Here is a 21263-nt window from a genome sequence, read left to right on the forward strand (position 1 = left end):
CGGGCCTCCGCCGCTCAGTCCCCCGGCTCCGCCGCCCTGCCACCGGGCCTCCGCCGCTCAGCCTCCGGACCGCACCCGGTCGCGGAACTCCCGCAGCTGCGCCGCCTCCGGCAGCCCCAGCGCGCTCAGCAGCTCGTACGCCCGGGCCGCGTGCTCCGCGGCCGCCGCCCGGTCGCCGAGCTCGGCCTCGGTCCGGGCCAGCACCTCCAGGGCGTACGCCCGGTCGCGTTCGCCGTCACGCGCGGTCTCCAGGTGGGCCACCGCCGACCGTGCCTCCGCCAACGCCTCGTCCAGCCGGCCGATCGCACGCAGGGTGTCGGCGCGCCGGTGGCGGGTCATCGCCTCCTGGCGGGGCAGGCGGGCCGTCCGGCACAGTTCCAGGCACTTCCCGTAGGTGGCCAACGCCTCGTCGTGGCGGCCGAGTTCGTGCAGCGCCCGGCCGCGGATCCCGAGCGCGTGGGCAGCTCCGTGGCTGTCCGGGGCGTCCCGCAGGGCCCGCAGTTCCTCGTCGCAGATCGCCACCGCCCCCGCGGCGTCGCCGTTGCGCAGCCGGGCGAGGGCGGCGTTCAGGGCGGTGGCGAGCGCGCCGGAGCGGTGGCCGAGGCTGCGGGCCAGGGCGAGGGCCTGGTCGAAGCTGCGCACCGCGTCGGCGTGACGCTGCTGGAACAGGGCGATGACGCCCAGGTCGTTGCAGGTCTGGCGGAGGATCACGGTGTCGCCGGCCCGGCGGCACGCCTCCGCGGCCCGGGTGGTGTGCTCGCGGGCCTCGTCGAGCCGGGTGGCCTGGAGCGCCACGTTGCCGCAGACGAAGCGGGCCCGGCCGGCCGCCCGGTCCTCCCCCGCCCGCTCGGCGGCCTCGGCCACCTGACGGGCTACCGAGGCGAGCCGGGCGGACGGGACGTCCCGTCCGAAGGCGCTGCACGCGACCAGCAGGTCCGCGGCGACTCCCAGCAGGACGGGATCGGGGGCGGACCGCACCGCGACCCCGATGGCGTGGGCGATCCCGTCGAACTCCCGCACCAGCCAGGCCCTGGCCTCGGCCAGGTCGGCGAACCGGGAGGTGCCCGCGACGGCGAAGGTGGTGCCGACGGGATCCCCCGGCACCCCCCACTGGAACGCCGAGACGGCACCCGCCAGCAGGAAGCGGAGCAGCCGGTCGGCTACCGGCGGCCGCTCGCGGTCGGTCAGCCGCTGTTCGGCGTAGTTGCGCAGCAGTTCGTGGTAGCGGTACCGGCCGGGCTGCGGCGACTCCAGCAGGGCCGCGTCCACCAGGGACTCCAGCACCTCCTCGGTGTCCTCCCGGCCCAGGCCGAGCGCGGCGGCCGCCGCGTCCAGGGCGATCGTGGGCCAGGTGAAGGGCGCGAGGGTGCGGAAGGCGTACGCCTGAACGCCGTTCAGCTGCCGGTAGCCGTGCTCGAACACGGTGGTCACGGCCAGGCCGCCGGCCCGCAACTGGTCGATCCGGTGGCGTTCGTCGGTGAGCGCGGTGACCAGCCGGGCCAGTGCCCAGCGCGGCCGGGCCGCCAGTCGGGCGGCGACGATCCGTACGGCCAGCGGCAGTCGGCCGCAGAGCTCGACCAGGTCCGCGGCGGCGGCGGGCTCGTCGGCCACCCGGGGCCCGCCGACGACCTGCCGCAGCAGTTCGAGCGCCTCGTCGGCGGCGAACACGTCGAGGTCGACGTGGGCACGGGCGGACAGCCCGGGCACCCGGGTGCGGCCGGTGACGATCACCGCGCAGTCGGCGGAGCCCGGCAGCAGCGGCCGCAGCCGGGTGAAGTCCCGGGCGTCGTCGAGCAGGAGCAGCACCCGGCGGCCGTCGAGCAGGCTACGCAGCAGCCGGGAGCGGTCCTCGACGGCGCGCGGCAGGTCGGCGGCGGCGACGCCGAGCGCGCCGAGGAAGCTGCCCAGGACGGCGCCGGCGTCGGCCGGTTCGCCACTGCTGCCGCGCAGGTCGGCGTGGAGCTGGCCGTCGGGGTAGCGGTTCCGGACCCAGTGGGCGACCCGGACGGCCAGCGTGGTCTTGCCGATGCCGCCCATGCCGCTGATCGAGACCACCGCGAGGGCGGACCGGTCGGCCCCGGTCAGGGCCTCGGCCAGCTCCCGGACGGCGTCCGCGCGGCCGCTGAAGTCCGAGATGTCCGGCGGGAGTTGGGCGGGCCGCACGATGCCGTCCGGCGCCGCGGACGGCGCGGACGGGGCGGCGGCCGGCGCCAGCAGCCCCGGATCGCCCGCGAGGATCCGGCCGTGCAGCTCGGACAGCTCCGGGCCGGGGTCGAGCCCCAGCTCCTCGTCCAGCGTCCGCCGGGCGCGGGCGAAGACGGCGAGCGCGTCCGCCTGCCGGCCGGCGGCGTACAGAGCCTGCATCAGGAAGCCGTAGGACTGCTCGCGCAGCGGGTGCTCCCGGACGAACGCGGTGAGGTCGGACACCAGGACGAGGTGCCGGCCGCGCGCGAGGTCGACGGCGAAGCGCTGCTCCGTCAGCGTCAGCCGCAGCTCGGCGAGGCGGGAGCGCTCGGTCTCGGCGAGCGGCCCGGGCACGCCGGCCAGCGGCTCGCCCTGCCACAGCGACAGCGCGTCGGCGAGCAGCCCGGCGCACTCCTCCTGCTTGCCCTCCCGCCAGGCCCTGGCGGCGGCAGCGCCCAGCCGTTCGGCCCGGTGGGCGTCCACGGACTCGGGCGGAACGGACAGCCGGTAGCCGTCGCCGATCGAGGCGAGCAGCTGCGCCGCGGGCTCGCCGCCGTCCGGTCCGGGCAGCCGCTGGCGGATCCGCCAGGCGTAGGTGCGCAGGATCGTCACGGCGGACGAGGGCGGCTCCTCACCCCACAGCGCCCCGAGGAGTTCGCACAGGGTGACGGCCCGGCCGGCCCGCAGCAGCAACGCGGCCAGCATGGCCTGCTGCTGCGGCGGGCCGGGCGCGACGGCCCGTCCTTCGTTCTCGATGCCGAGCGGCCCGAGGAGGCTGAACCGCAACCGCGGCGCCCCACACTCCTGCTGTACCACGTCCGTTTCCCCCGCCCCCCGACAAAGTTCGTCTACCTTACACACAGCGGAGCGATCTGCCAGGAGGGCCACGACCCGGCCGGTATCGCCCGGCCCCGCGCGGTTTGCTACCGTCCCGCGCATGGTCAAGATCGTGCCGTTCACCGGCGGTGAGAAGGAAAGCCTGCACGCGGCCCTGGACCGGCACCGCGACGTGGTGCTGTGGAAGGTCCGGGGCCTGGACGACGAGCAGTTGCGCCGGCCGATGACGCCCTCGGGGACGAACCTGCTGGGCCTGGTCAAGCACCTCGGCGGCGCCGAACTCGGCTGGTTCCGCGAGACCTTCGGCCTGGAGACCGGCCCGCTGCCGTTCGACGTCGACGCCGACGAGAGCTCCGACCTGCGGATCGAGCCGCACGAGTCGACGGCGGACGTGCTGGCCTTCTACGCCCGCGCCCGGGCGGCCGCCGACGAGGCGATCGGCCAGCTGGAGCTGGACTCCCTGGGCACCTCCTGGTCGGGCCGGACGGTCTCGCTGCGCTGGGTGCTCATCCACATGACCACCGAAACCGCCCGGCACGCCGGGCACATGGACATCCTGCGCGAGCTCACCGACGGCGCGACCGGGGACCACGACCGCAGCTGAGGCACCGCGCAGGAACGGTGCTACTCCACCGGGGCGAGCTCGCCTGCCAGTTGGCGCAGCTCGTGCCCGAACTCGGGGTTGGCGAGCGCCGCGGCGAACTGGGCGCGCAGGTAGGCGGCGGGGTTGCCGGTGTCGTACCAGGTGCCGGCGATGACCTGCCCGTAGACGGCGCGGCGGGCCGCGTAGGCGTTGATGGCGTCGGTCAGGTAGACCTCGTCCTCCGGCTTCTCGTGCCAGCGGCGGGTGAGTTCGCGCAGTTCGTCGACGATGCCGGGGGTGATGACGTACCCGCCGATGGCGGCGTACGCGGACGGGGCGTCGACCGGCTTGGGCTTCTCGACCAGGCCGGTGATCCGCAGCGATCCGCCGCCGAGGTCCTCCTTCACCACCGGCACGCCGTAGCGGTAGGAGTCCTCGGGGGCCATCGGCATCAGCGCCAGCACCGGTGCGTTGGTCTGCTCGTACGCCCTGATCAGCTGCTGCGCGCGGGGCACCTCGGCGACGAACACGTCGTCCGGCCACAGCACCAGGCAGGGCTCGTCCCCGAAGTGCCGGGCGGCGTTGAGCACCGGGGTGCCGTTGCCGTACGGGCCGTGCTGGTAGAGGTAGCTGTCAGATTCAAGCCGTCTCGTACGCGGGCGTCTCCTCCTCCGCCGGCGCGGACCGCTTCGCCGGGCGCATCGCCACGGTCAGCACGGCCAACCCGGCGAACAGCGCGGCCGCGATCAGCCCGTTGACGTGCAGCCCGGCCGTGAACGCCGAGCGCGCGCCGTGCAGCAGTTCGGCGCCCTGCCCGGCCGGCAGGTGCCGGGCCGCCTCGACCGCGCCCGCCAGCGAGTCGGAGCCGCCGCCCGCACGGCCGCGGTAGACCGCCGCCGCGACGGTCCCGAGCAGGGCGAAGCCGAGCGAGCCGCCGAAGTAGTTGCCGGTCTCCGACATCGAGGCCGCCGAGCCCGCCCGCTCCGGCGGCACCGAGCCGAGGACCAGCCCGGTGCCCAGGGCGAACAGCGGCCCGGTGCCCAGCGCCAGCACCGCGATGCCGGTCATCACCAGCGGTAGCGAGCCCGCGTTCTCGTCCGCGGCGACCAGCAGCAGGGCGCCCAGCGCGGACAGCGCCAGCCCGCCCGCGATCGCGGTGGTCCGCTCCACCCGGCCGGCCAGCCGCGGCGCCGCCATGGTGCCGACCGCCACCGCCAGGCCCATCGGGGCGAACAGCACGGCCGAGGCGAACGGCGAGTGGCCCAGCACGCTCTGCAGGTACTGGGTCACCAGCAGCCCGGTGCCGGCCATCGCGACCCCGGCGAGCACCAGCGAGACCAGTACGGCCGCGAACGGCCGGCTGCGCAGCAGGCGCAGGTCCAACAGCGGCCGTTCCGAGCGCAGTTGCCGCCGGACGAAGACGTACCCCACGCCGGTGCCCGCCAGCAGGGCCGCCACCGGACCCAGCGGCGCGCCCCCGACCGGCAGCTGCTTGATGCCGTACAGCATCAGCAGCACCGCCACCAGCGACAGCCCGACACCGGCCGGGTCCAGCCGCCCGGCCGCCCCGCTGCGGAACTCCGGCAGCACGGCGGGCCCGGCGGCCAGCAGCACCGCCATGGCCGGGACGGCGGCCAGGAACACCGATCCCCACCAGAAGTGCTGGAGCAGGAACCCGGCCAGCACCGGCCCCAGCGCCCCGCCCGCGAACTGGCAGGTCGCCCAGACCGCGATCGCCCGCCCACGCTCGCGCTCGTCCCGGAACATGTTGGTGATCAGCGCGAGCGTGGACGGCGCCAGCGTCGCCCCGGCGACGCCCAGCAGGGCCCGGACGACGATCAGCATCAGCGGGTCGACCGCGAAGGCGGCGACCACCGACAGCACCCCGAAGGCCGCCGCCCCGATGAGCAGCAGACGCCGACGGCCGATCCGGTCGCCCAGTGTGCCCATGGTGATGACCAGCCCGGCCACCATCAGCCCGTAGCCGTCGCTGATCCACAGCTGCTGGACGCCGGAGGCGCCCAGGTCGGCGCTCAGCCTCGGCAGGGCGAGCAGCAGCGCCGTCATGTCCATCGCGACCAGCAGGGTCGGCAGCATCAGCAGTGCCAGTCCCAGCCGTGCCCGGTTCACTCTCATCTCGGCGACTCCTCCGCCTCGGAAACCTTCCGCCGGGCGGTCGGAGCGGGCGCCGGTTTCTTGACACCGGCTTCTCGACGCCGGTGCACGGTGCGACGGGAGGGAACTCGTGGGAGGTTTCTCCGGCGGGGATGTCAAGACGGCGGCGCCGGCTCCGACCGTACGGTCGAGGGGCCCGACCGGGGCCCGCCCACGACGAGGAGATACGCGATGAAGTTCCTGATCAGCCTGCACATCAACCCGGCCGTGCTGGACGCGCTGACCGACGAGGAGAAGGCGGCGATCGGCACCGGGCACGGGAAGTTCATCGAGGCGCTGAAGTCCTCCGGCGAACTGATCGTCACCCAGGCGCTGGTCGACCCGTCCCAGGCCGCCGTGGTCAAGGTGCGCGACGGCCAGCCGGCGGTCACCGACGGCCCCTTCCTGGAGGCCAAGGAGTTCCTGGGCGGCTTCTACCTGGTCGACTGCGAGGACAAGGAGCGGGCGATCGAGCTCGCCGCGCGGATCCCGGACGCCGCGATCGAGGGACTGGGCGTCGAGGTGCGCCAGGTGATGTTCTCCGACGGACACTTGGAGGCATGACAGCACCGGACTTCGAGGACCTGCTGCGTGATCTCACGCCGCAGGTCCTCGGCACCTTGGTACGACGGTACGGCCGCTTCGAGGGCTGCGAGGACGCCGTGCAGGAGGCCGTCCTCGCCGCGAGCGTCCAGTGGCCCGAGGAGGGCGTGCCGGACAATCCACGCGGCTGGCTGGTGACGGTCGCCTCCCGGCGGCTGGTCGACCAGATCCGCAGCGACCACGCCCGCCGCGAGCGCGAGAACGCGACCACGGCCGCCGAGGTGGTGCCCGAGGACGTGCCGGACACCGACGACACCCTGCTCCTGCTCTTCCTGTGCTGCCACCCGTCGCTCACCGCCGCCTCCCAGACCGCGCTCACCCTGCGCGCGGTCGGCGGCCTGACCACCGCCGAGATCGCCCGGGCCTTCCTGGTGCCGGAGGCCACCATGGCGGCCCGGATCAGCCGCGCCAAGCAGCGGATCCGGGCGGCCGGCAGCTCCTTCGCCCTCCCCGAGGGCGCCGAGCGGGAGGAGCGGCTGCGGGTCGTCCTGCACGTGCTCTACCTGATCTTCAACGAGGGCTACACCGCGTCCTCAGGCAGCGAACTGCACCGCGCCGACCTCGCCCAGGAGGCGATCCGGCTGGCCCGGATGGTGCACGCCCAGCTGCCCGAGGACGGCGAGGTGACCGGGCTGCTCGCCCTGATGCTGCTCACCCACGCCCGCCGGGCGGCCCGGACGACGGCAGCGGGCGACCTGGTGCCGCTGGCCGAGCAGGACCGCACCAGCTGGGAGCGCGCCCTGCTCGACGAGGGCACCGCGCTGGCCAAGGCCGCCCTGGCCGGCCCCGAGCTGGGCCCGTACCAGCTCCAGGCCGCCATCGCCGCCACCCACGCCGACGCCGCCACCGCCGAGGAGACCGACTGGGCGCAGGTGCACGCCCTCTACCTGATCCTTGAGCGGATCGCCCCCAACCCGATGGTCACCCTCAACCGCGCCATCGCCCTCGCCGAGCGGGACGGCCCGCAGGCCGGGCTCGCCCTGCTCGCCACCCTGGACGAGGACCAGCGGATGGCCGGCCACCACCGGCTGCTGTCCGTCCGGGCGCACCTGCTGGAACGGTCCGGCGACCGGGCTGGCGCGTACGACCACTACCGCCGCGCGGCGAAGGCCACGGCGAGCCTGGCGGAGCAGCGGTTCCTGGACGCGCGGGCCCGCCGACTTCAGGCGTAGTAACCACGGACGTAGTCACTACAGGCGCAGCAACCACAACCGTAGTGACCACAGGCGCACTCGAAGCCCGGCTCAGTCCAGCCCGAGCGCCGCCCGGTACCACGGCGCCGCCCCCGCCAGGCGGGCCAGCGGGCCCGGGCCGGGCCGGCAGTCGGCCAGCCGCCAGACGTCGTCGCTGCGGTACCAGTGGTCCCGGGCGATCATCGCCAACTGGCGCTCGGAGACCCGCCCCGGCGTCGCCGCGAGCAGCCGGCGGCACTCCTCCCAGGGCAGCGCCGGGCCGTCCAGGGCGGGCAGCAGGCCGAGCCCGGCCAGGGCGTCGAGCAGGTCGCCGCTGCGGACCGGCTCCGGGTGGGCGGCGTGGTGGATCCCGGTCACCGGATCCGGCACGTCCAGGGCGAGCGCGGTGATCAGCCGGGCCAGATCCGTCCGGTCCACCAGGGAGAGCCGGACGTCGCCGCCCGCCCAGCGACCGGGCACCCGCCGGGCCAGCTCGGCCAGACCGGGCACCACCCAGCGGTCGCCCGTCCCGGTGACCAGTGCGGGGCGCAGCACCACGGCGCCGGCCGCCAGGGCGTGGCCCTCGCCGAGCAGTCTGGTGCGGCTGGCCTCGGACAGCGGCGTGGTGGGCACCTCGTCGACGCCGATGCCCGCGTGCGGGCCCTCGCCGTACACCGCCGTCGTCGACAGGTGGACGATCCGGCGGATCCCGGCCCGGGTGGCCTCCGCCATCACCGCCGCCGTGCCCCGGTCGTTGACCGCCGCGCACTCCTCGGCGCCGCCGCCGACCAGCGAGGCGAGGTGGAGCAGCACCCCGGCGCCCGCGCACAGCTCGGCCAGTGCCGCCCGGTCGGCGAGGTCGCCGCGCACCCAGGCGGTGTGCCCGTCCATGGCGGGCTCCCCGCGCACCAGCGCCCGCACCGGGACTCCGCGCGCCGCGAGGGCCGCCCGTACGGCCGAGCCGATGAAGCCGGTCGCCCCGGTGAGTGCGACCGTGGTCCGTGCCGCCGGCCGCTGCGACGCCGCCATGGCTGACTCCTCCCTGCCGACCGACCGGTCAGTCTAGCCACGACGCCGAGCGCCGGGGGCGCCGCCCGTACGGACCCCGCACGGAGTCCCGTACGGAGGGGGCGGCGGTATGGCCGAGGTAAGGCCCACCTAGGCTGTATGCCAAGCAAAACGGGCGAACCGGACCCCCAGCGGGGACCACGAGGACGGAAAGCGGGACCCGCCGATGGGCGACGGAATGTCAGGAATGCACCACCACGGCGGGATGACGCGACTAGGCCCGTTCACCCTCTCCAGCGTGTGGACCTGGTCCCCGGACTGGGTGTTCCTGCTCGGCGGCCTGGTCGCCCTGGCGCTGTACCTGGTCGGCGTGGTCCGGCTGTACCGGCGCGGCGACCGCTGGCCGATCGGCCGGGTCGTCGGCTGGGTCGCGGGCGTCGCCAGCATGCTGCTGGTCACCTGCAGCGGGCTGAACGACTACGGCATGGTGCTGTTCAGCGCGCACATGATCCAGCACATGGTGCTGTCCATGCTGACGCCGATCCTGCTGCTGCTCGGTGCCCCGATCACGCTCGCGCTGCGCGCCCTGCGCCCGGCGGGCAAGGGGCGGCCGCGCGGGCCGCGCGAGCTGCTGGTGGCGCTGCTGCACAGCCGGTACGTCCGGGTGGTCTCGCACCCGGCGTTCACCATCCCGTTGTTCATCGCGAGCCTGTACGGGGTCTACTTCACCCCGGTGTTCGACGTCCTGATGCAGTACCGCCTCGGGCACATCTTCATGATGGTCCACTTCCTCATGACCGGTCTGGCCTTCTTCTGGCCGATCATGGGCGTGGACCCGGGCCCGCACCGCCCCGGGCACGTGATGCGGATCATCGAGCTGTTCATGGGGATGCCCTTCCACGCGTTCTTCGGCGTGGCGGTGATGATGGCCAGCCACCCGCTGGTCTCCACCTTCACCGTCCAGGGCGCACCACCCGGGACGGACCTGCTGGAGGACCAGAAGCTGGCCGGCGGCATCACCTGGGCGTTCGGCGAGATCCCGACCGCGATCGTGCTGATCGCGTTGGTCTACCAGTGGATGGGCTCCGAGCGGCGGCAGGCCCGCCGCCGCGACCGCGCCGAGGAGCGCAGCGGCGACGCCGAGCTGGAGGCGTACAACGCCTACCTGGCCTCGCTGAACAAGGGTGGCCGGCGCCCGGCGGCCGACGCCGGCTGAGCCCCGCCGCCCGCCCGGAACACCCGAAGCCCCCGCCCCCGGAACCGCCGGAACCCCTGGAGCCCACGTCCTCCCCGAGGACGTGGGCTCCGTCATACCGCCCTCCCCCGCGTTCCGGAACGGTGGTTCCACCGGCCGCGTTCGACGGGTATGCACGCCCTGTTCACGCCCGCCGTCCTGCTCGGCGGGTACGTCCTGCTCTGGCTGCTCGGCTTCCTCGCCTGCGCGCTGCACCAGCGCCGCCGGCCGCTGCCCGTCGGCGCCGACTACCTGGTGGTGCTGGGCGCCGCGCTGGACGGCTGCGAGCCCGCGCCGACCCTGGCGGCCCGGCTGGACGCCGCGCTGGAACGCCTCGCCGCCGAGGAGGCCGCCGGGCACGCCCCGCTGCTGCTGGTGACCGGTGGCAAGGGCCCGCACGAGGAGTGCACCGAGGCCGGCGCGATGGCCCGCTACCTGATCGCCCGGGGCGTGCCGGCCGAGCGGATCCGGCGCGAGGAGCGGGCCGTGAACACCGCCGAGAACCTGCGCTTCAGCGCCGCCCTGATGGCCGCCGAGCGCCCCGGCTACCGCTGCACCGTCGTCACCAGCGGCTTCCACACCGTCCGCTCCGCCCTGGCCGCCCGCCTGGCCGGCGCCCCCGGCCGGGTGCTCGGCGCGGACGGGCCGCTCGCGCACGGCCCGTACCAGCTGCTGCGCGAGGCGGTCGGCACGGCGCTCGCCCTGCCGCGCGTCAACGGCGCCGCCCTCCTGCTGCTGACCGGCGCCGGGGTGGTGCTGGGCCTGGCCTGAACGGGCCATTGGATCATGCCGCCCGCTCCGTCAGTATGAGGACGAAACCAAGCGCTCAGGGGGCGGCATGACAGAACCGGAGAACGGGTGGAGCCCGCTCCAACGGATCGGCGGCGCGGTCAGCGTGCCGGCCTTCGCGACGGCGGTGGTGGCGTCCGCCCTGGCCGCCCGGGACTGGACGGTGGACGACCCGGCCTGGCTCGGCGCACGCCTCCGCCGGCCCGCCCGGGAACTCCGCGACGCGGCCTGACACGCGGGGAGGCCCCCTGGTCCGCCGCAGCGGACCAGGGGGCCTCCCGGTGCTTCAACCCGTCTGGTGTCAGGCCAGGTTGGCGATCGCCTCGTTGAAGGTCTTCGACGGGCGCATCACGGCCGCGGCCTTGGCCGGGTCCGGCTGGTAGTAGCCACCGAGGTCGACGGCCGAACCCTGGACGGCGATCAGCTCGTCCACGATGGCCTTCTCCTGCTCGGTCAGCGCCTTGGCCAGGCCGTCGAAGGCCTGGGCCAGCTCGGCGTCGGCGGTCTGCTTGGCCAGCTCCTGGGCCCAGTACATGGCCAGGTAGAAGTGGCTGCCGCGGTTGTCGATGCCACCGAGGCGGCGGCTCGGCGACTTGTCCTCGTTGAGGAAGGTGCCGGTGGCGCGGTCCAGGGTGTCGGCCAGCACCTTGGCGCGGGCGTTGCCGGTGCTGGTGGCCAGGTGCTCGAAGCTGGCGGCCAGGGCGAAGAACTCGCCCAGGCTGTCCCAGCGCAGGTAGTTCTCCTTGACCAGCTGCTGGACGTGCTTCGGGGCGGAGCCGCCGGCGCCGGTCTCGAACAGGCCGCCGCCCGCCATCAGCGGGACGACCGACAGCATCTTGGCGCTGGTGCCCAGCTCCAGGATCGGGAACAGGTCGGTCAGGTAGTCACGCAGCACGTTGCCGGTGACCGAGATGGTGTTCTCGCCACGGCGGATGCGCTCCAGCGAGAACTTGGTGGCCTCGACCGGGGACTTGATCTCGATCTGCAGGCCGGTGGTGTCGTGCTCCGGCAGGTAGGTCTTGACCTTCTGGATCAGCACGGCGTCGTGGGCGCGGTTCTCGTCCAGCCAGAACACCGCCGGGTCGCCGGTGGCGCGGGCTCGGGTGACGGCCAGCTTGACCCAGTCCTGGATCGGCAGGTCCTTGGTCTGGCAGGCGCGGAAGATGTCGCCCGGCTGCACGGCCTGCTCCAGCACCACGTTGCCCTCGGCGTCGACCAGGCGGACGGTGCCGGCCGCGTCGATCTCGAAGGTCTTGTCGTGGGAGCCGTACTCCTCGGCCTTCTGGGCCATCAGGCCGACGTTCGGGACCGAGCCGATGGTGGCCGGGTCCAGGGCGCCGTGGGCGCGGCAGTCGTCGATGACGGCCTGGTACACGCCGGAGTAGCTGCTGTCCGGCAGCACCGCGAGGGTGTCGGCCTCCTGGCCGTCCGGGCCCCACATGTGGCCGGAGGTGCGGATCATGGCCGGCATCGAGGCGTCGACGATGACGTCGCTCGGCACGTGCAGGTTGGTGATGCCCTTGTCGGAGTCGACCATGGCCAGGGCCGGGCCCTCGGCCAGCTCGGCGTCGAAGGAGGCCTTGATCTCGGCGCCGTTCGGCAGCTTGTCGAGGCCGGCCAGGATGCCGCCGAGGCCGTTGTTCGGGTTCAGACCGGCGGCCGCCAGCACCTCGCCGTACGCGGCGAAGGTCTTCGGGAAGAAGGCGCGGACCACGTGGCCGAAGATGATCGGGTCGGAGACCTTCATCATGGTGGCCTTGAGGTGCACCGAGAACAGCACGCCCTCGGCCTTGGCACGGGCGACCTGGGCGGCCAGGAACTCGTTCAGGGCGGCGGCGCGCATCACCGAGGCGTCGACGACCTCGCCGGCCAGCACCGGGACCTTCTCGCGCAGCACGGTGGTGGTGCCGTCCTGGCCGACCAGCTCGATGCGCAGGGCGCCGTCGGCGGCGATCACGGCGGACTTCTCGGTGCTCGCGAAGTCGTTCTCGCCCATGGTGGCGACGTTGGTCTTGGACTCGGCGGTCCAGGCACCCATGCGGTGCGGGTGGGTCTTGGCGTAGTTCTTGACCGACTGCGGGGCGCGGCGGTCCGAGTTGCCCTCGCGCAGGACCGGGTTGACGGCGCTGCCCTTGACCTTGTCGTAGCGGACGCGGACGTCCTTGTCCTCGTCGGTCCGCGGGTCGTCCGGGTAGTCCGGCAGGGCGTAGCCCTGGGCCTGCAGCTCGGCGATGGCGGCCTTCAGCTGCGGCACGGAGGCCGAGATGTTCGGCAGCTTGATGATGTTGGCACTCGGGGTCTTGGCGAGCTCGCCCAGCTCGGCCAGGGCGTCACCGATCCGCTGGGCCTCGGTCAGACGCTCCGGGAAGCTGGCGATGATCCGCCCGGCCAGGGAGATGTCACGGGTCTCCACCCGCACACCCGCCGTCGAGGCGTACGCCTGGACCACCGGCAGGAACGAGTAGGTCGCCAGGGCCGGAGCCTCGTCGGTGTGCGTATAGATGATGGTCGAGTCAGTCATCGGTACTCCGCTTCACGTCTCCAACGTCTTGACGTCAAGATATCTCGTCCCGGGCCCCTCGCTCCACCTCCCCCCGCCCCGGAGCGTGCGCCGGTCGGATCCGGGGGCGCCGGGAGGGCCGACTCCACCGTGGTCCTCGGCCGCCCGGGCGGCAAGCGGAGGGCTTCTGGACCGTCCCGATCAGGCGGCGGTCGGCTGGTGTTCCGGAACCGGTCGGGCGATGTTCGGGCGGCCGGGATACGGGCGTAGTCCAATCGAATGAGTCGGGTGTCAGGAGTGCGTCAATGCACCACCCCATTCGGTCAACGCTGCGTCAGGACCGGCGACGCGCGGCCCGACCCGACCTAGCGTCGGGACAGAGCAGTTCCGGCAGCCACCACCACCCCAACCGGGAGCATCCGCATGGCCCGCGTCGTCTGGCACGTTCCGGTCACCACCAACGCCACCGGAAGCACCACCACCCTGCGCCTCTTCCGCACGCGCGACGGCCGCCGCTGCGCGGTCGGATTCTCCAGCCCAGAGGCCCTCGCCGCGCTCCTCGGACCGGAGCAGGCCTACACCGAACTCGGCGAGCCCGCCCTGCGCACCCTCACCACCCCGCTCGGCGTCGACACCCTGGTCCTCGACCCGCGCCTGGTCGCCCCACCCGTCCCCACCCCCGCCCCGGCACCCGCCCCGGCACCCGTCCCGGCCCCGGCCACCCAGCTCCAGCACCGGTGACCGCCCCCCTCCACCTCGTCCCGGACGGCTTCACCCCCGCCCCGGGACGACCCGAGCAGGCCCGGGTCCTGCACGCCGTCGCCCGGATCAGCCACGGACCGGTCCCACTCGACTTCGACCGCCTCGCCGCGGAGTTCCCCGCCGTGCGGAGCGGCCTCGCCCTCGCCGGCGACGCCGACCTGGAACTCCGCCTCGCCTGCACCGGCCCCGAGGAACTACGGGCGGTCTCCGCCGCCCTCCACCGCGCGGGCGCCACCAAGATCCGCATCGACCTGGTCCTGCGCGCGCTGACCCCGACCCCGGTGACCCTGCGGCCGGTGCCGTAACCCCCCGCCCGGCCCGGCGCCCCGCGCCCCGGGCCGGGCCTCACCGGCGGGCAACTCCCGCCGCACCTCACCCACCCGCCCCTGCAGCCGCCGAAGGCCGGCACCCACTACACCCGGCACCGGCCACATGACTCGCTGTACCTCACTCGAAACCGGGGCGCGGGTTCGGATTGATCGCCTGACCGTCGATCTCCGCACCCCAGGCGTCCTCGCCGCTCGCATCGACGCAGTAGCCGCTGCCCTCGACATGCCCGCCCGCGGCCCGACAGGTGTCGGCGGTGACGTCGCGCCGACCGGTCGTCGCCGCCGAGGCGGCCGGGGCCACAGCACCAGCGGCGAGGAGGACGGCGGTCGCGGTCGTGACGGCCACCCGGGCCGCGCGTGAGGTCTTCATGCCGCCACGACAGCACGGCGGTGTGCACCCGGCGACCACGACTCGCCCGCCCGGGTGCACGCCCCCGCCCACCCCGCCCAGCCGGCCCGGCGACGGGAAGCCGGAAGCCGGAAGCCGGGGCACGCCCCTGCGGCGGTGTGCCCCGGCCCCAGCCCCGTTACGCCCGGGTCAGTGCCGCGATGGCGGCCAGCAGCAGTGCCGAGCCGGCCACCAGGCCGGCGGTGAAGGGCTCGCCGAGGAACAGCACGCCGATCACCGCTGCCGTGGCCGGTTCCAGCAGCACCAGCACGGAGGCGGTGGTGCCCGGCACGGCCGTCAAACCGCTGAAGTACCAGCGGTAGGCGAGCAGGGTCGGAACCGTCCCGAGGAACAGCAGGGCTCCGCCGGTCAGCGCCGGCTGCCCCACGGTCGGCAGCACGCCCTGGATCGCCGCGAAGGGCAGCAGGCAGAGCAGTCCGGTCGTGAAGGCGCCGGTGCTGGCCCGGGCCGAGCCGCCGCCGCGGGCCCACAGGGTGAGTCCGCTCTGGCCGGTGCCCGCGAGCACCGCCAGGGCGACGCCGAGCTCCGGGCGCGGTCCGGCGGCGGGCGCCGCGACCAGCAGGGCGAGCCCGCCGAGGGCGAGCAGGACGGCGGCCGCCGAACGCCGGGTGAGGCGTTCGCCGAGCAGCAGGTGCGCACCGATGCTGGTGAGCACCGGTCCGGCGCCGATGGTGATCAGGGTGCCCAGCCCCAGGCCCGCGTAGTACACGGAGCCGAAGTAGGCGCACTGGCTGACGGCCAGCCCGAGGCCGGTCAGCACGGCCGAGCCGCGCTTCCCGCCGGAGTGGGACGGGCCGTCCGAGGGCAGCAGCGCCAGGCAGAGCGCCGCGACGCCGAAGCGCCAGCAGGAGACGGCCACCGGGCCGAGTCCGCTGGTGCGCATCAGCAGTGCGGCCACGGCTCCGCCCACCCCCCAGGCGACGGCGGCGGCGGAAATGGACAACAGTCCGTGCCGGAACGGCACGGCGGTGTGCGAGGTCATGCGTCGGTACTCCACGATGGTTCGCCGGTTCAGGTCCGCGGGGTACGCGGGCGGCAGCCATCGCCCCGGCGGCGGGCATCCCCGCTCGGCCGGGTTCGTCGGAGTACGCCGCCCGCTAGCGGACCGGCGGCGGGAGGATCACGAAACGCACGCGGCCAGCCTATGCCCGCCCGTCGGTGCTCTTTCCGGGCCGCCCGGGCCGACTACGGTCGCCCTGCTGTGCGGCGCCGATGTGAATCCGTCGGACCTGGTCCAACAGTCCGTTGGAACCGTCAACACTTCCTGATACCAATGGAATTCAGCTCGCCGAGGGCGAGAGGTCGGCGAGTATCGCACCGAGGGTGGACGGGGTGGCCGGCAGGCCACCGAGCACCCGCAGGGCTGTGGTGAGCCTCTCGACCGCAGCGGCAGCCGACCCGCCCAGCGCCTACGCGTGCCAATGGGACGCTTCGCCCCCCCCCGAGGAGGCCGAGCCCCCCACTGGCACGGAGCCCGGCAGGCCCGCCGCGGCCGCCCGCCCCTCGACGCGTCCGCCTGATCCGGCAACCTGGCCCGCCGTCATTCCGGCCCGACTTCCGCGGACGAATGCCGAGATCAGGCCAAATGAGTGAGCGGGAGTCAGGCATTACACAGATGGCCCAAACCGCTCCGTCAACTCCCCTATAAGTCAGGCGATTTGAGAAACGTGGGCCGCCGGCCGACACCAGCCCTGGAAGTGGTCCGGGGGCTCACCTGACACCCGTTTAGACCTGGGCGTCAACCATTTGGCGCGGATTGATATGACAGTCATTTAGTCAGTCGGTACGTTCATTCATGTCGGCACCAAGCCGATCCAGTCCAGAAACAGGAAAACAGGAGAAGGTCCATGAACAAGATGACCACCGCCATTGTCCTCGCGGCGTCGGCGGCCGTGGCCGTGACCGGTATCACCTACGCCTCGGCCGCTTCCGAGCCCGTGGCGAAGGCGGCCCCGGTCGTTCAGAAGGCCGCCCCGCTGGCCGCTCCGGCGGCGGCTGCCCCAGCGGCCGCTCCCGCCCTGGCTCCGCTCGACGGCGGCACGAAGGGCAACGAGGGCAAGGGCAACGAGGGCCGCGAGCGTCACGAGCGTCGCGAGCACCGGGGCGTCATCCACGTCAACGAGCGGTCGTACTCCGCCGACGACTTCGGCTGCATCACCGTGGTCAGCGGCCTGGGCGCCAAGTCGCTCAACGTCCGCAACGACAGCCACCGGACCGTCGAGGTCTTCAGCGGCGCGGTCTGCGACAACGGCGCCCCCATCGCCACCGTCGGGCCGCACAGCTCCAGCGACGGCGTGCACCCGCGCCGCCACAACGAGAGCCTCGAGGTCGAGGACGGCGTCATCGGCAGCTTCCGGGTCGTGCACCACGACTTCGGCTTCGGCGAGCGCGGCGAGCGTGGCGAGCGCGGCGAGAAGTAGAACTCATCCAACGGCCTAATCTGGAGCCCCGGCCCGCCGTAATCGGGCCGGGGCACCGACACCAGCATCCTTCCACAGGTCCCTGCAGCCCGCCCCGCGATGATGTCCGCCGGGACAGCGCAGCAGCGACCACTCCATGATCCGACTCCGAGCAACGCGCACCCGATCCATCACCGCCCACCACCACTGGCGAGCTGAACTCGCCACAGCCACATCACATCCAGCCAAGACTGCGCAGAGGTCCCGCGATCCGATCGACCGGATCGCGGGACCTCTTCACAGCTACCGGCATCGACGCGGCCGCACTCCGCCCGGCAAGCCTCGGGCGGCCGCCGGCCCACGACAGCATGATTATGCGAAATCTGTCATTTCTATGAATTGATGGGTGCTCCATATTGTCAGAGCTCGAAGCGACGCTCAATTCGCGCTCAAATACTGAACCTACTCGCGAGTCACGTAACACGCCCATGAACAGGAGGCCCCCTACCTGCACGGATATCTGGCAAAGAAAGTAAACATTCAGCAATGAAATCTGTGCAGAGGTCTCTGAATAGCCCTACTGTGTGGCAACTCTCCGCGCTCCGCCCACCCCGGAGCCCCCACACACAGAGAGATCATCCATGGCTTCCCTCAACCAGATCTCGCCGCCCGGCCAGAGCTCCGGCACCACCGGAACCGCCCACCGGTCGCTCAAGCGCCACGTCGGACTCGTCGGCCTCATGTGGGCCTCGGTCGGCTCGATCATCGGCTCCGGCTGGCTCTTCGGCGCGAAGAGCGCCGTCACCGCCGCCGGACCGGCAGCCGTCATCTCCTGGGGCATCGGCGCCGTCGCGATCGTGCTGCTCGCGCTCGTGCACGCCGAGCTCGGCGGACTCTTCCCGGTCTCGGGCGGCACCGCGCGCTACCCGCACTACGCCTTCGGCGGCCTGGCCGGCATGTCCTTCGGCTGGTTCTCCTGGCTCCAGGCGGCCACCGTGGCACCGATCGAGGTCGAGGCCATGATCAACTACGCCAAGGACACGCCCTGGGCCAGCGGGCTGCTGAACGCCGACAAGACCCTGACCACCAGCGGGTTCATCGTCGCGACCGTGCTGATGGCCGTATTCGTCGCGGTCAATTTCCTCGGCGTGAAGGTCCTCGCCCGGACCAACAGCGTCGCCACCTGGCTGAAGATCTTCGTTCCTCTGCTCACGATCTTCCTGCTGGCGATCACCAGCTTCCACGGCTCCAACTTCACCTCGCACGGCTTCGCCCCGTTCGGTGCCAAGGGCGTGCTCGCCGCGATCAGCACCAGCGGCATCATCTTCGCGCTGCTGGGCTTCGAGCAGGCCATCCAGATCGCCGGTGAGAGCCGCAACCCCAAGCGCGACATCCCGCGCGCGGTGCTCGGTTCGGTCGCCATCGGCACCCTGATCTACACCCTGCTGCAGGTCGTCTTCATCGGCGCGCTGCCGGTCAGCGCCTTCGCCAACGGCTGGGCGAAGCTCGACTTCCCCGGCATCGACGGCCCCTTCGCCGGCCTGGCCACCCTGGTCGGCCTCGGCTGGCTGTCCTACGTGCTGAAGGTCGACGCGGTGATCTCCCCCGGCGGCACCGGCCTGATCTACACCACCTCCACCTCGCGCATCTCCTACGGCCTGAGCCGCAACGGCTACGCCCCGCAGAAGTTCGAGCAGCTGGACAAGAACGGCGTGCCGTGGTTCGGCCTGATCATCTCCTTCGTGACCGGCGTGATCTGCTTCCTGCCCTTCCCCAGCTGGCAGGAGCTGGTCGGCTTCATCACCTCCGCCAGCGTGCTGATGTACGCCGGCGCCCCGCTGGCCTTCGGCGCCCTGCGCCGCCGGCTGCCCGACCGTGAGCGCTCCTACCGGCTGCCGCTGGGCGGCGTGATCTCCCCGGCCGCCTTCGTGGTCTCCAGCCTGATCATCTACTGGGCCGGCTGGCAGACCCTGTCCCGCCTGGGCATCGCCATCGTGCTCGGCTACGTCCTGCTCGGCAGCTATGCGGCGTACGCGATCAAGAAGGGCCTGCCGAACGCGCCGCGGCTCAACTGGAAGGCCGCCCAGTGGCTGCCGGTCTACCTGCTGGGCCTCGGCCTGATCTCCTGGCAGGGCGGCTTCGGCGACGGCACCGGCCGGATCCCGATGTGGTACGACATGGCGCTGGTCGCGGTGTTCTCGCTGGCCATCTACTACTGGGCGATCCGGGTGGCGCTGCCCGCCGAGGACATCGAGCGGGAGGTCGCCGACGTCGAGGTGGTCGACGCGGGCGGTCACTGACCTCCTGATCGTTCACCCGACGGACGGGCCCGCCGGTCGCTGAGTCGACCGGCGGGCCCGTCCGCGCGTCCTACAGGTCCAGCACCGCGCGCAGCGCGGCCTCCACCTCGGCCTCCGGGTCGGCGGCCGGGCCCGGCGAGCGCCAGGCGACGAAGCCGTCCGGGCGCACCAGCAGCGCACCGCCAGGGCCGAGGCCGTGCAGCGCGGCGAAGTCCGTGCCGGGCTCTGGGGCGAGGTCGTCCTCGGCGCCGTCGCCGATCCGGTAGGCGTCCAGCGGGACGGCCAGCCGGTCGGCCGCCCGCCGGGCGCCCTGCTGCCAGGCCGTGCCCTCGGGGCCGGTGAGCAGCACCATCGCCTGCTCGTACAGGTCCAGCGTGGACAGCCGTACGCCCGCGCGCAGCAGCCACTGGTGCGGGGCGCGGCTGCCCGGCTCGCCGGCCGACTCGAACGTCTCCGGGACGACGGCGCCCGCCGGGTCGGTGCCGAGCACCGCGCCGCGCGGGTAGCGGTAGCCGAGCGCCACGGCCAGCACCCCGGCCTGGCGGCCGACGCCCGGGACCACCGCGTAGCCGGGGTGGCTGTGCTCGGCGGAGCGGGCCGAGGCGCGCTCGCTGGTGACCTCGGCGACCGGGCGGCGCTCCTGCCCGTACGTCTCCAGCAGGCCGGGCCCGGCCCAGCCGCACAGCACGGCGGCCAGCTTCCAGGCCAGGTTGTGGGCGTCCTGGATGCCGGTGTTGGAGCCGAAGGCGCCGGTCGGGGACATCTCGTGGGCGGAGTCCCCGGCGAGGAAGACCCGCCCGGCGCTGTACCGTTCGGCGACCCGTTCGGCGGCGTGCCAGGGTGCCCGGCCGGTGACCTCGACGTCCAGTTCGGGCAGGCCGACGGCGGTGCGGATGTGCCGCTCGCAGCGCTCGTCGGTGAAGGCCTCCAGCGGCTCGCCGTGCTCGGGGTGCCAGGGCGCGTGGAAGACCCACTCGGACTGGTTGTCCACCGGCAGCAGCGCGCCGTCCGCCTCCGGGTTGGTCAGGTAGCAGGCGATGAAGTGCCGGTCGCCGACCACCTCGGCCAGCCGCTTGGCGCGGAAGGTGATGCTGACGTTGTGGAACAGCTCGCCCTTGCCGGTCTGGCCGATGCCGAGGCGGACCCGGGCCGGGCTGCGCGGGCCGTCCGCGGCGATCAGGTAGTCCGAGCGCACCACCCGCTCCTCGCCGGTCTCCCGGCTGCGCAGCAGGGAGGTGACGCCGTCGGCATCCTGCTCGAAGGAGACCAGCTCGGTGCTGAACCGCACGTCGCCGCCGAGGTCGCGGGCCGCGCGCAGCAGCACCGGCTCCAGGTCGTTCTGGCTGCACAGGCACCAGCGGCTGGGGCTGAACCGGGCGAGCTTGCCGCCCGGGTCGATCTCCCGGAACAGCCACTCCTGCTCCTCGCCGGTCAGCGAGGGCGCCTGGAGGATGCCGTGGTTCGGGGCGAGCACCGAGGCCGCCTCGCGGATCGCCGGCTCGATCCCGGCCACCCGGTACAGCTCCATCGTGCGGACGTTGTTGCCTCGTCCGCGTGGGTGATGCGAGGTGTCGGCGTGCTTCTCGACCAGCAGGTGCCTGACACCCAGCCGGCCGAGGAAGAGCGAGGCCGACAGCCCGACCAGGGAGCCGCCCACGATCAGGACCGGCACCCGGTCGTCAACCTTCGGATTCATCAATTGCTCCACCCTGTAAGGGGATTCCGCGGCCCGGCAGCTGGACTCGGCGCCGCCCTCGACGGGCCCGCTCAGCCGGGGGCCCCGCTCTTCCATCCCCCGCCCGAGGGGGGCTGTGCCGCCTCTTCGCCCGGATGGCCCGCAAATCTCGCGCCGCGCCCGGTCGGCCGCTCACGATCGACCTCAGGCCTGGCGCCGACACTGCCCGGGCCGACCGCCACCGCACCCCCTCCCCCAGGCCGGGAGCACCCGCCGGACGCGGCCGTCAGGGCCCGCCGCGAGCGGCCGAGAGCAGAAAGTGGAT

17 protein-coding genes and 1 pseudogene are annotated in these 21263 nt (G+C 73.4%); 10 read left to right on the top strand and 8 right to left on the bottom strand.

The genetic code is table 11. The features are described 5' to 3' along the window. Positions 1 to 57: 57 nt before the first annotated feature. Positions 58 to 3000, bottom strand: a complete 2943-nt coding sequence (locus ACIG5E_RS34000) for an AfsR/SARP family transcriptional regulator (protein ID WP_396540169.1) — start codon at positions 2998 to 3000, stop codon at positions 58 to 60. 121 nt (positions 3001 to 3121) lie between these two features. On the opposite strand from ACIG5E_RS34000, the gene ACIG5E_RS34005 reads away from it, so the two are divergent. Further along, the gene (locus ACIG5E_RS34005) at positions 3122 to 3625 is read left to right on the top strand and encodes a DinB family protein (RefSeq protein WP_396540171.1); all 504 of its coding nucleotides are present in this window, start codon (positions 3122 to 3124) and stop codon (positions 3623 to 3625) included. 20 nt (positions 3626 to 3645) lie between these two features. Here ACIG5E_RS34005 and ACIG5E_RS34010 read toward each other — a convergent pair. Together ACIG5E_RS34010 and ACIG5E_RS34015 are read right to left on the bottom strand one after the other, a co-directional pair. Next, a pseudogene (locus tag ACIG5E_RS34010) lies at positions 3646 to 4236 on the bottom strand (sugar phosphate nucleotidyltransferase); the annotation flags it as partial. Positions 4237 to 4243: 7 nt separating this feature from the next. Beyond that, a complete protein-coding gene (locus tag ACIG5E_RS34015) occupies positions 4244 to 5740 on the bottom strand; it encodes an MFS transporter (protein ID WP_396540173.1) in 1497 nt (498 codons plus the stop codon). Between the two features lie 210 nt (positions 5741 to 5950). Here ACIG5E_RS34015 and ACIG5E_RS34020 point away from each other — a divergent pair, with 210 nt between their 5' ends. Beyond that, the gene (locus ACIG5E_RS34020; RefSeq protein ID WP_396540175.1) at positions 5951 to 6322 is read left to right on the top strand and encodes a YciI family protein; all 372 of its coding nucleotides are present in this window, start codon (positions 5951 to 5953) and stop codon (positions 6320 to 6322) included. After that, positions 6319 to 7533, top strand: a complete 1215-nt coding sequence (locus tag ACIG5E_RS34025; protein WP_396540177.1) for an RNA polymerase sigma factor — start codon at positions 6319 to 6321, stop codon at positions 7531 to 7533. The genes ACIG5E_RS34020 and ACIG5E_RS34025 overlap by 4 nt, the downstream gene beginning before the upstream one ends. A gap of 72 nt (positions 7534 to 7605) precedes the next feature. Here ACIG5E_RS34025 and ACIG5E_RS34030 read toward each other — a convergent pair whose 3' ends face one another. Further along, complete coding sequence (locus tag ACIG5E_RS34030; RefSeq protein ID WP_396540179.1) at positions 7606 to 8562, bottom strand: NAD-dependent epimerase/dehydratase family protein; 957 nt, start codon at positions 8560 to 8562, stop codon at positions 7606 to 7608. A 226-nt stretch (positions 8563 to 8788) separates the two neighbouring features. On the opposite strand from ACIG5E_RS34030, the gene ACIG5E_RS34035 reads away from it, so the two are divergent. The 3 genes from ACIG5E_RS34035 to ACIG5E_RS34045 all read left to right on the top strand — a co-directional run bounded on the left by ACIG5E_RS34035 (position 8789) and on the right by ACIG5E_RS34045 (position 10796). Further along, the gene (locus ACIG5E_RS34035; protein ID WP_396540181.1) at positions 8789 to 9757 is read left to right on the top strand and encodes a cytochrome c oxidase assembly protein; all 969 of its coding nucleotides are present in this window, start codon (positions 8789 to 8791) and stop codon (positions 9755 to 9757) included. A gap of 150 nt (positions 9758 to 9907) precedes the next feature. Further along, a complete protein-coding gene (locus tag ACIG5E_RS34040; RefSeq protein WP_396540183.1) occupies positions 9908 to 10546 on the top strand; it encodes a YdcF family protein in 639 nt (212 codons plus the stop codon). A gap of 67 nt (positions 10547 to 10613) precedes the next feature. Continuing rightward, entirely contained in the window at positions 10614 to 10796 is a 183-nt protein-coding gene (locus ACIG5E_RS34045; RefSeq protein ID WP_396540185.1) for a hypothetical protein, read from the top strand. A 69-nt stretch (positions 10797 to 10865) separates the two neighbouring features. Here the strand turns inward: ACIG5E_RS34045 and ACIG5E_RS34050 are convergent, their stop codons facing one another. Then, the gene (locus ACIG5E_RS34050) at positions 10866 to 13085 is read right to left on the bottom strand and encodes an NADP-dependent isocitrate dehydrogenase (RefSeq protein WP_396540187.1); all 2220 of its coding nucleotides are present in this window, start codon (positions 13083 to 13085) and stop codon (positions 10866 to 10868) included. A 402-nt stretch (positions 13086 to 13487) separates the two neighbouring features. Between ACIG5E_RS34050 and ACIG5E_RS34055 the strand changes: the two genes are divergently transcribed. Beyond that, on the top strand, positions 13488 to 13805 hold the full coding sequence (locus ACIG5E_RS34055) for an SAV_915 family protein (protein WP_396540189.1): 318 nt from the start codon (positions 13488 to 13490) through the stop codon (positions 13803 to 13805). Further along, positions 13802 to 14131 carry a hypothetical protein gene (locus tag ACIG5E_RS34060; RefSeq protein ID WP_396540191.1) on the top strand — a complete coding sequence of 110 codons (330 nt, stop codon included), beginning with the start codon at positions 13802 to 13804 and terminating at the stop codon, positions 14129 to 14131. Before ACIG5E_RS34055 ends, ACIG5E_RS34060 begins: the two co-directional genes overlap by 4 nt. A gap of 142 nt (positions 14132 to 14273) precedes the next feature. On the opposite strand, the gene ACIG5E_RS34065 is transcribed toward ACIG5E_RS34060, so the two are convergent. Together ACIG5E_RS34065 and ACIG5E_RS34070 are read right to left on the bottom strand one after the other, a co-directional pair. After that, on the bottom strand, positions 14274 to 14525 hold the full coding sequence (locus tag ACIG5E_RS34065; protein WP_396540193.1) for a hypothetical protein: 252 nt from the start codon (positions 14523 to 14525) through the stop codon (positions 14274 to 14276). Positions 14526 to 14682: 157 nt separating this feature from the next. Continuing rightward, positions 14683 to 15546 carry a DMT family transporter gene (locus tag ACIG5E_RS34070; protein WP_396540195.1) on the bottom strand — a complete coding sequence of 288 codons (864 nt, stop codon included), beginning with the start codon at positions 15544 to 15546 and terminating at the stop codon, positions 14683 to 14685. 865 nt (positions 15547 to 16411) lie between these two features. Between ACIG5E_RS34070 and ACIG5E_RS34075 the strand changes: the two genes are divergently transcribed. After that, on the top strand, positions 16412 to 16984 hold the full coding sequence (locus ACIG5E_RS34075) for a hypothetical protein (protein ID WP_396540197.1): 573 nt from the start codon (positions 16412 to 16414) through the stop codon (positions 16982 to 16984). Between the two features lie 620 nt (positions 16985 to 17604). Continuing rightward, on the top strand, positions 17605 to 19263 hold the full coding sequence (locus ACIG5E_RS34080) for an APC family permease (protein ID WP_396540199.1): 1659 nt from the start codon (positions 17605 to 17607) through the stop codon (positions 19261 to 19263). A 70-nt stretch (positions 19264 to 19333) separates the two neighbouring features. On the opposite strand, the gene ACIG5E_RS34085 is transcribed toward ACIG5E_RS34080, so the two are convergent. Then, positions 19334 to 20959: an FAD-dependent oxidoreductase gene (locus ACIG5E_RS34085; RefSeq protein ID WP_396540201.1), complete on the bottom strand. Its 1626-nt coding sequence runs from the start codon at positions 20957 to 20959 to the stop codon at positions 19334 to 19336. Positions 20960 to 21263: the final 304 nt, after the last annotated feature.

Origin of the sequence: Kitasatospora sp. NPDC053057 (assembly GCF_044546945.1) — a bacterium.
In the GTDB taxonomy this organism is placed as follows: Bacteria; Actinomycetota; Actinomycetes; order Streptomycetales; family Streptomycetaceae; genus Kitasatospora.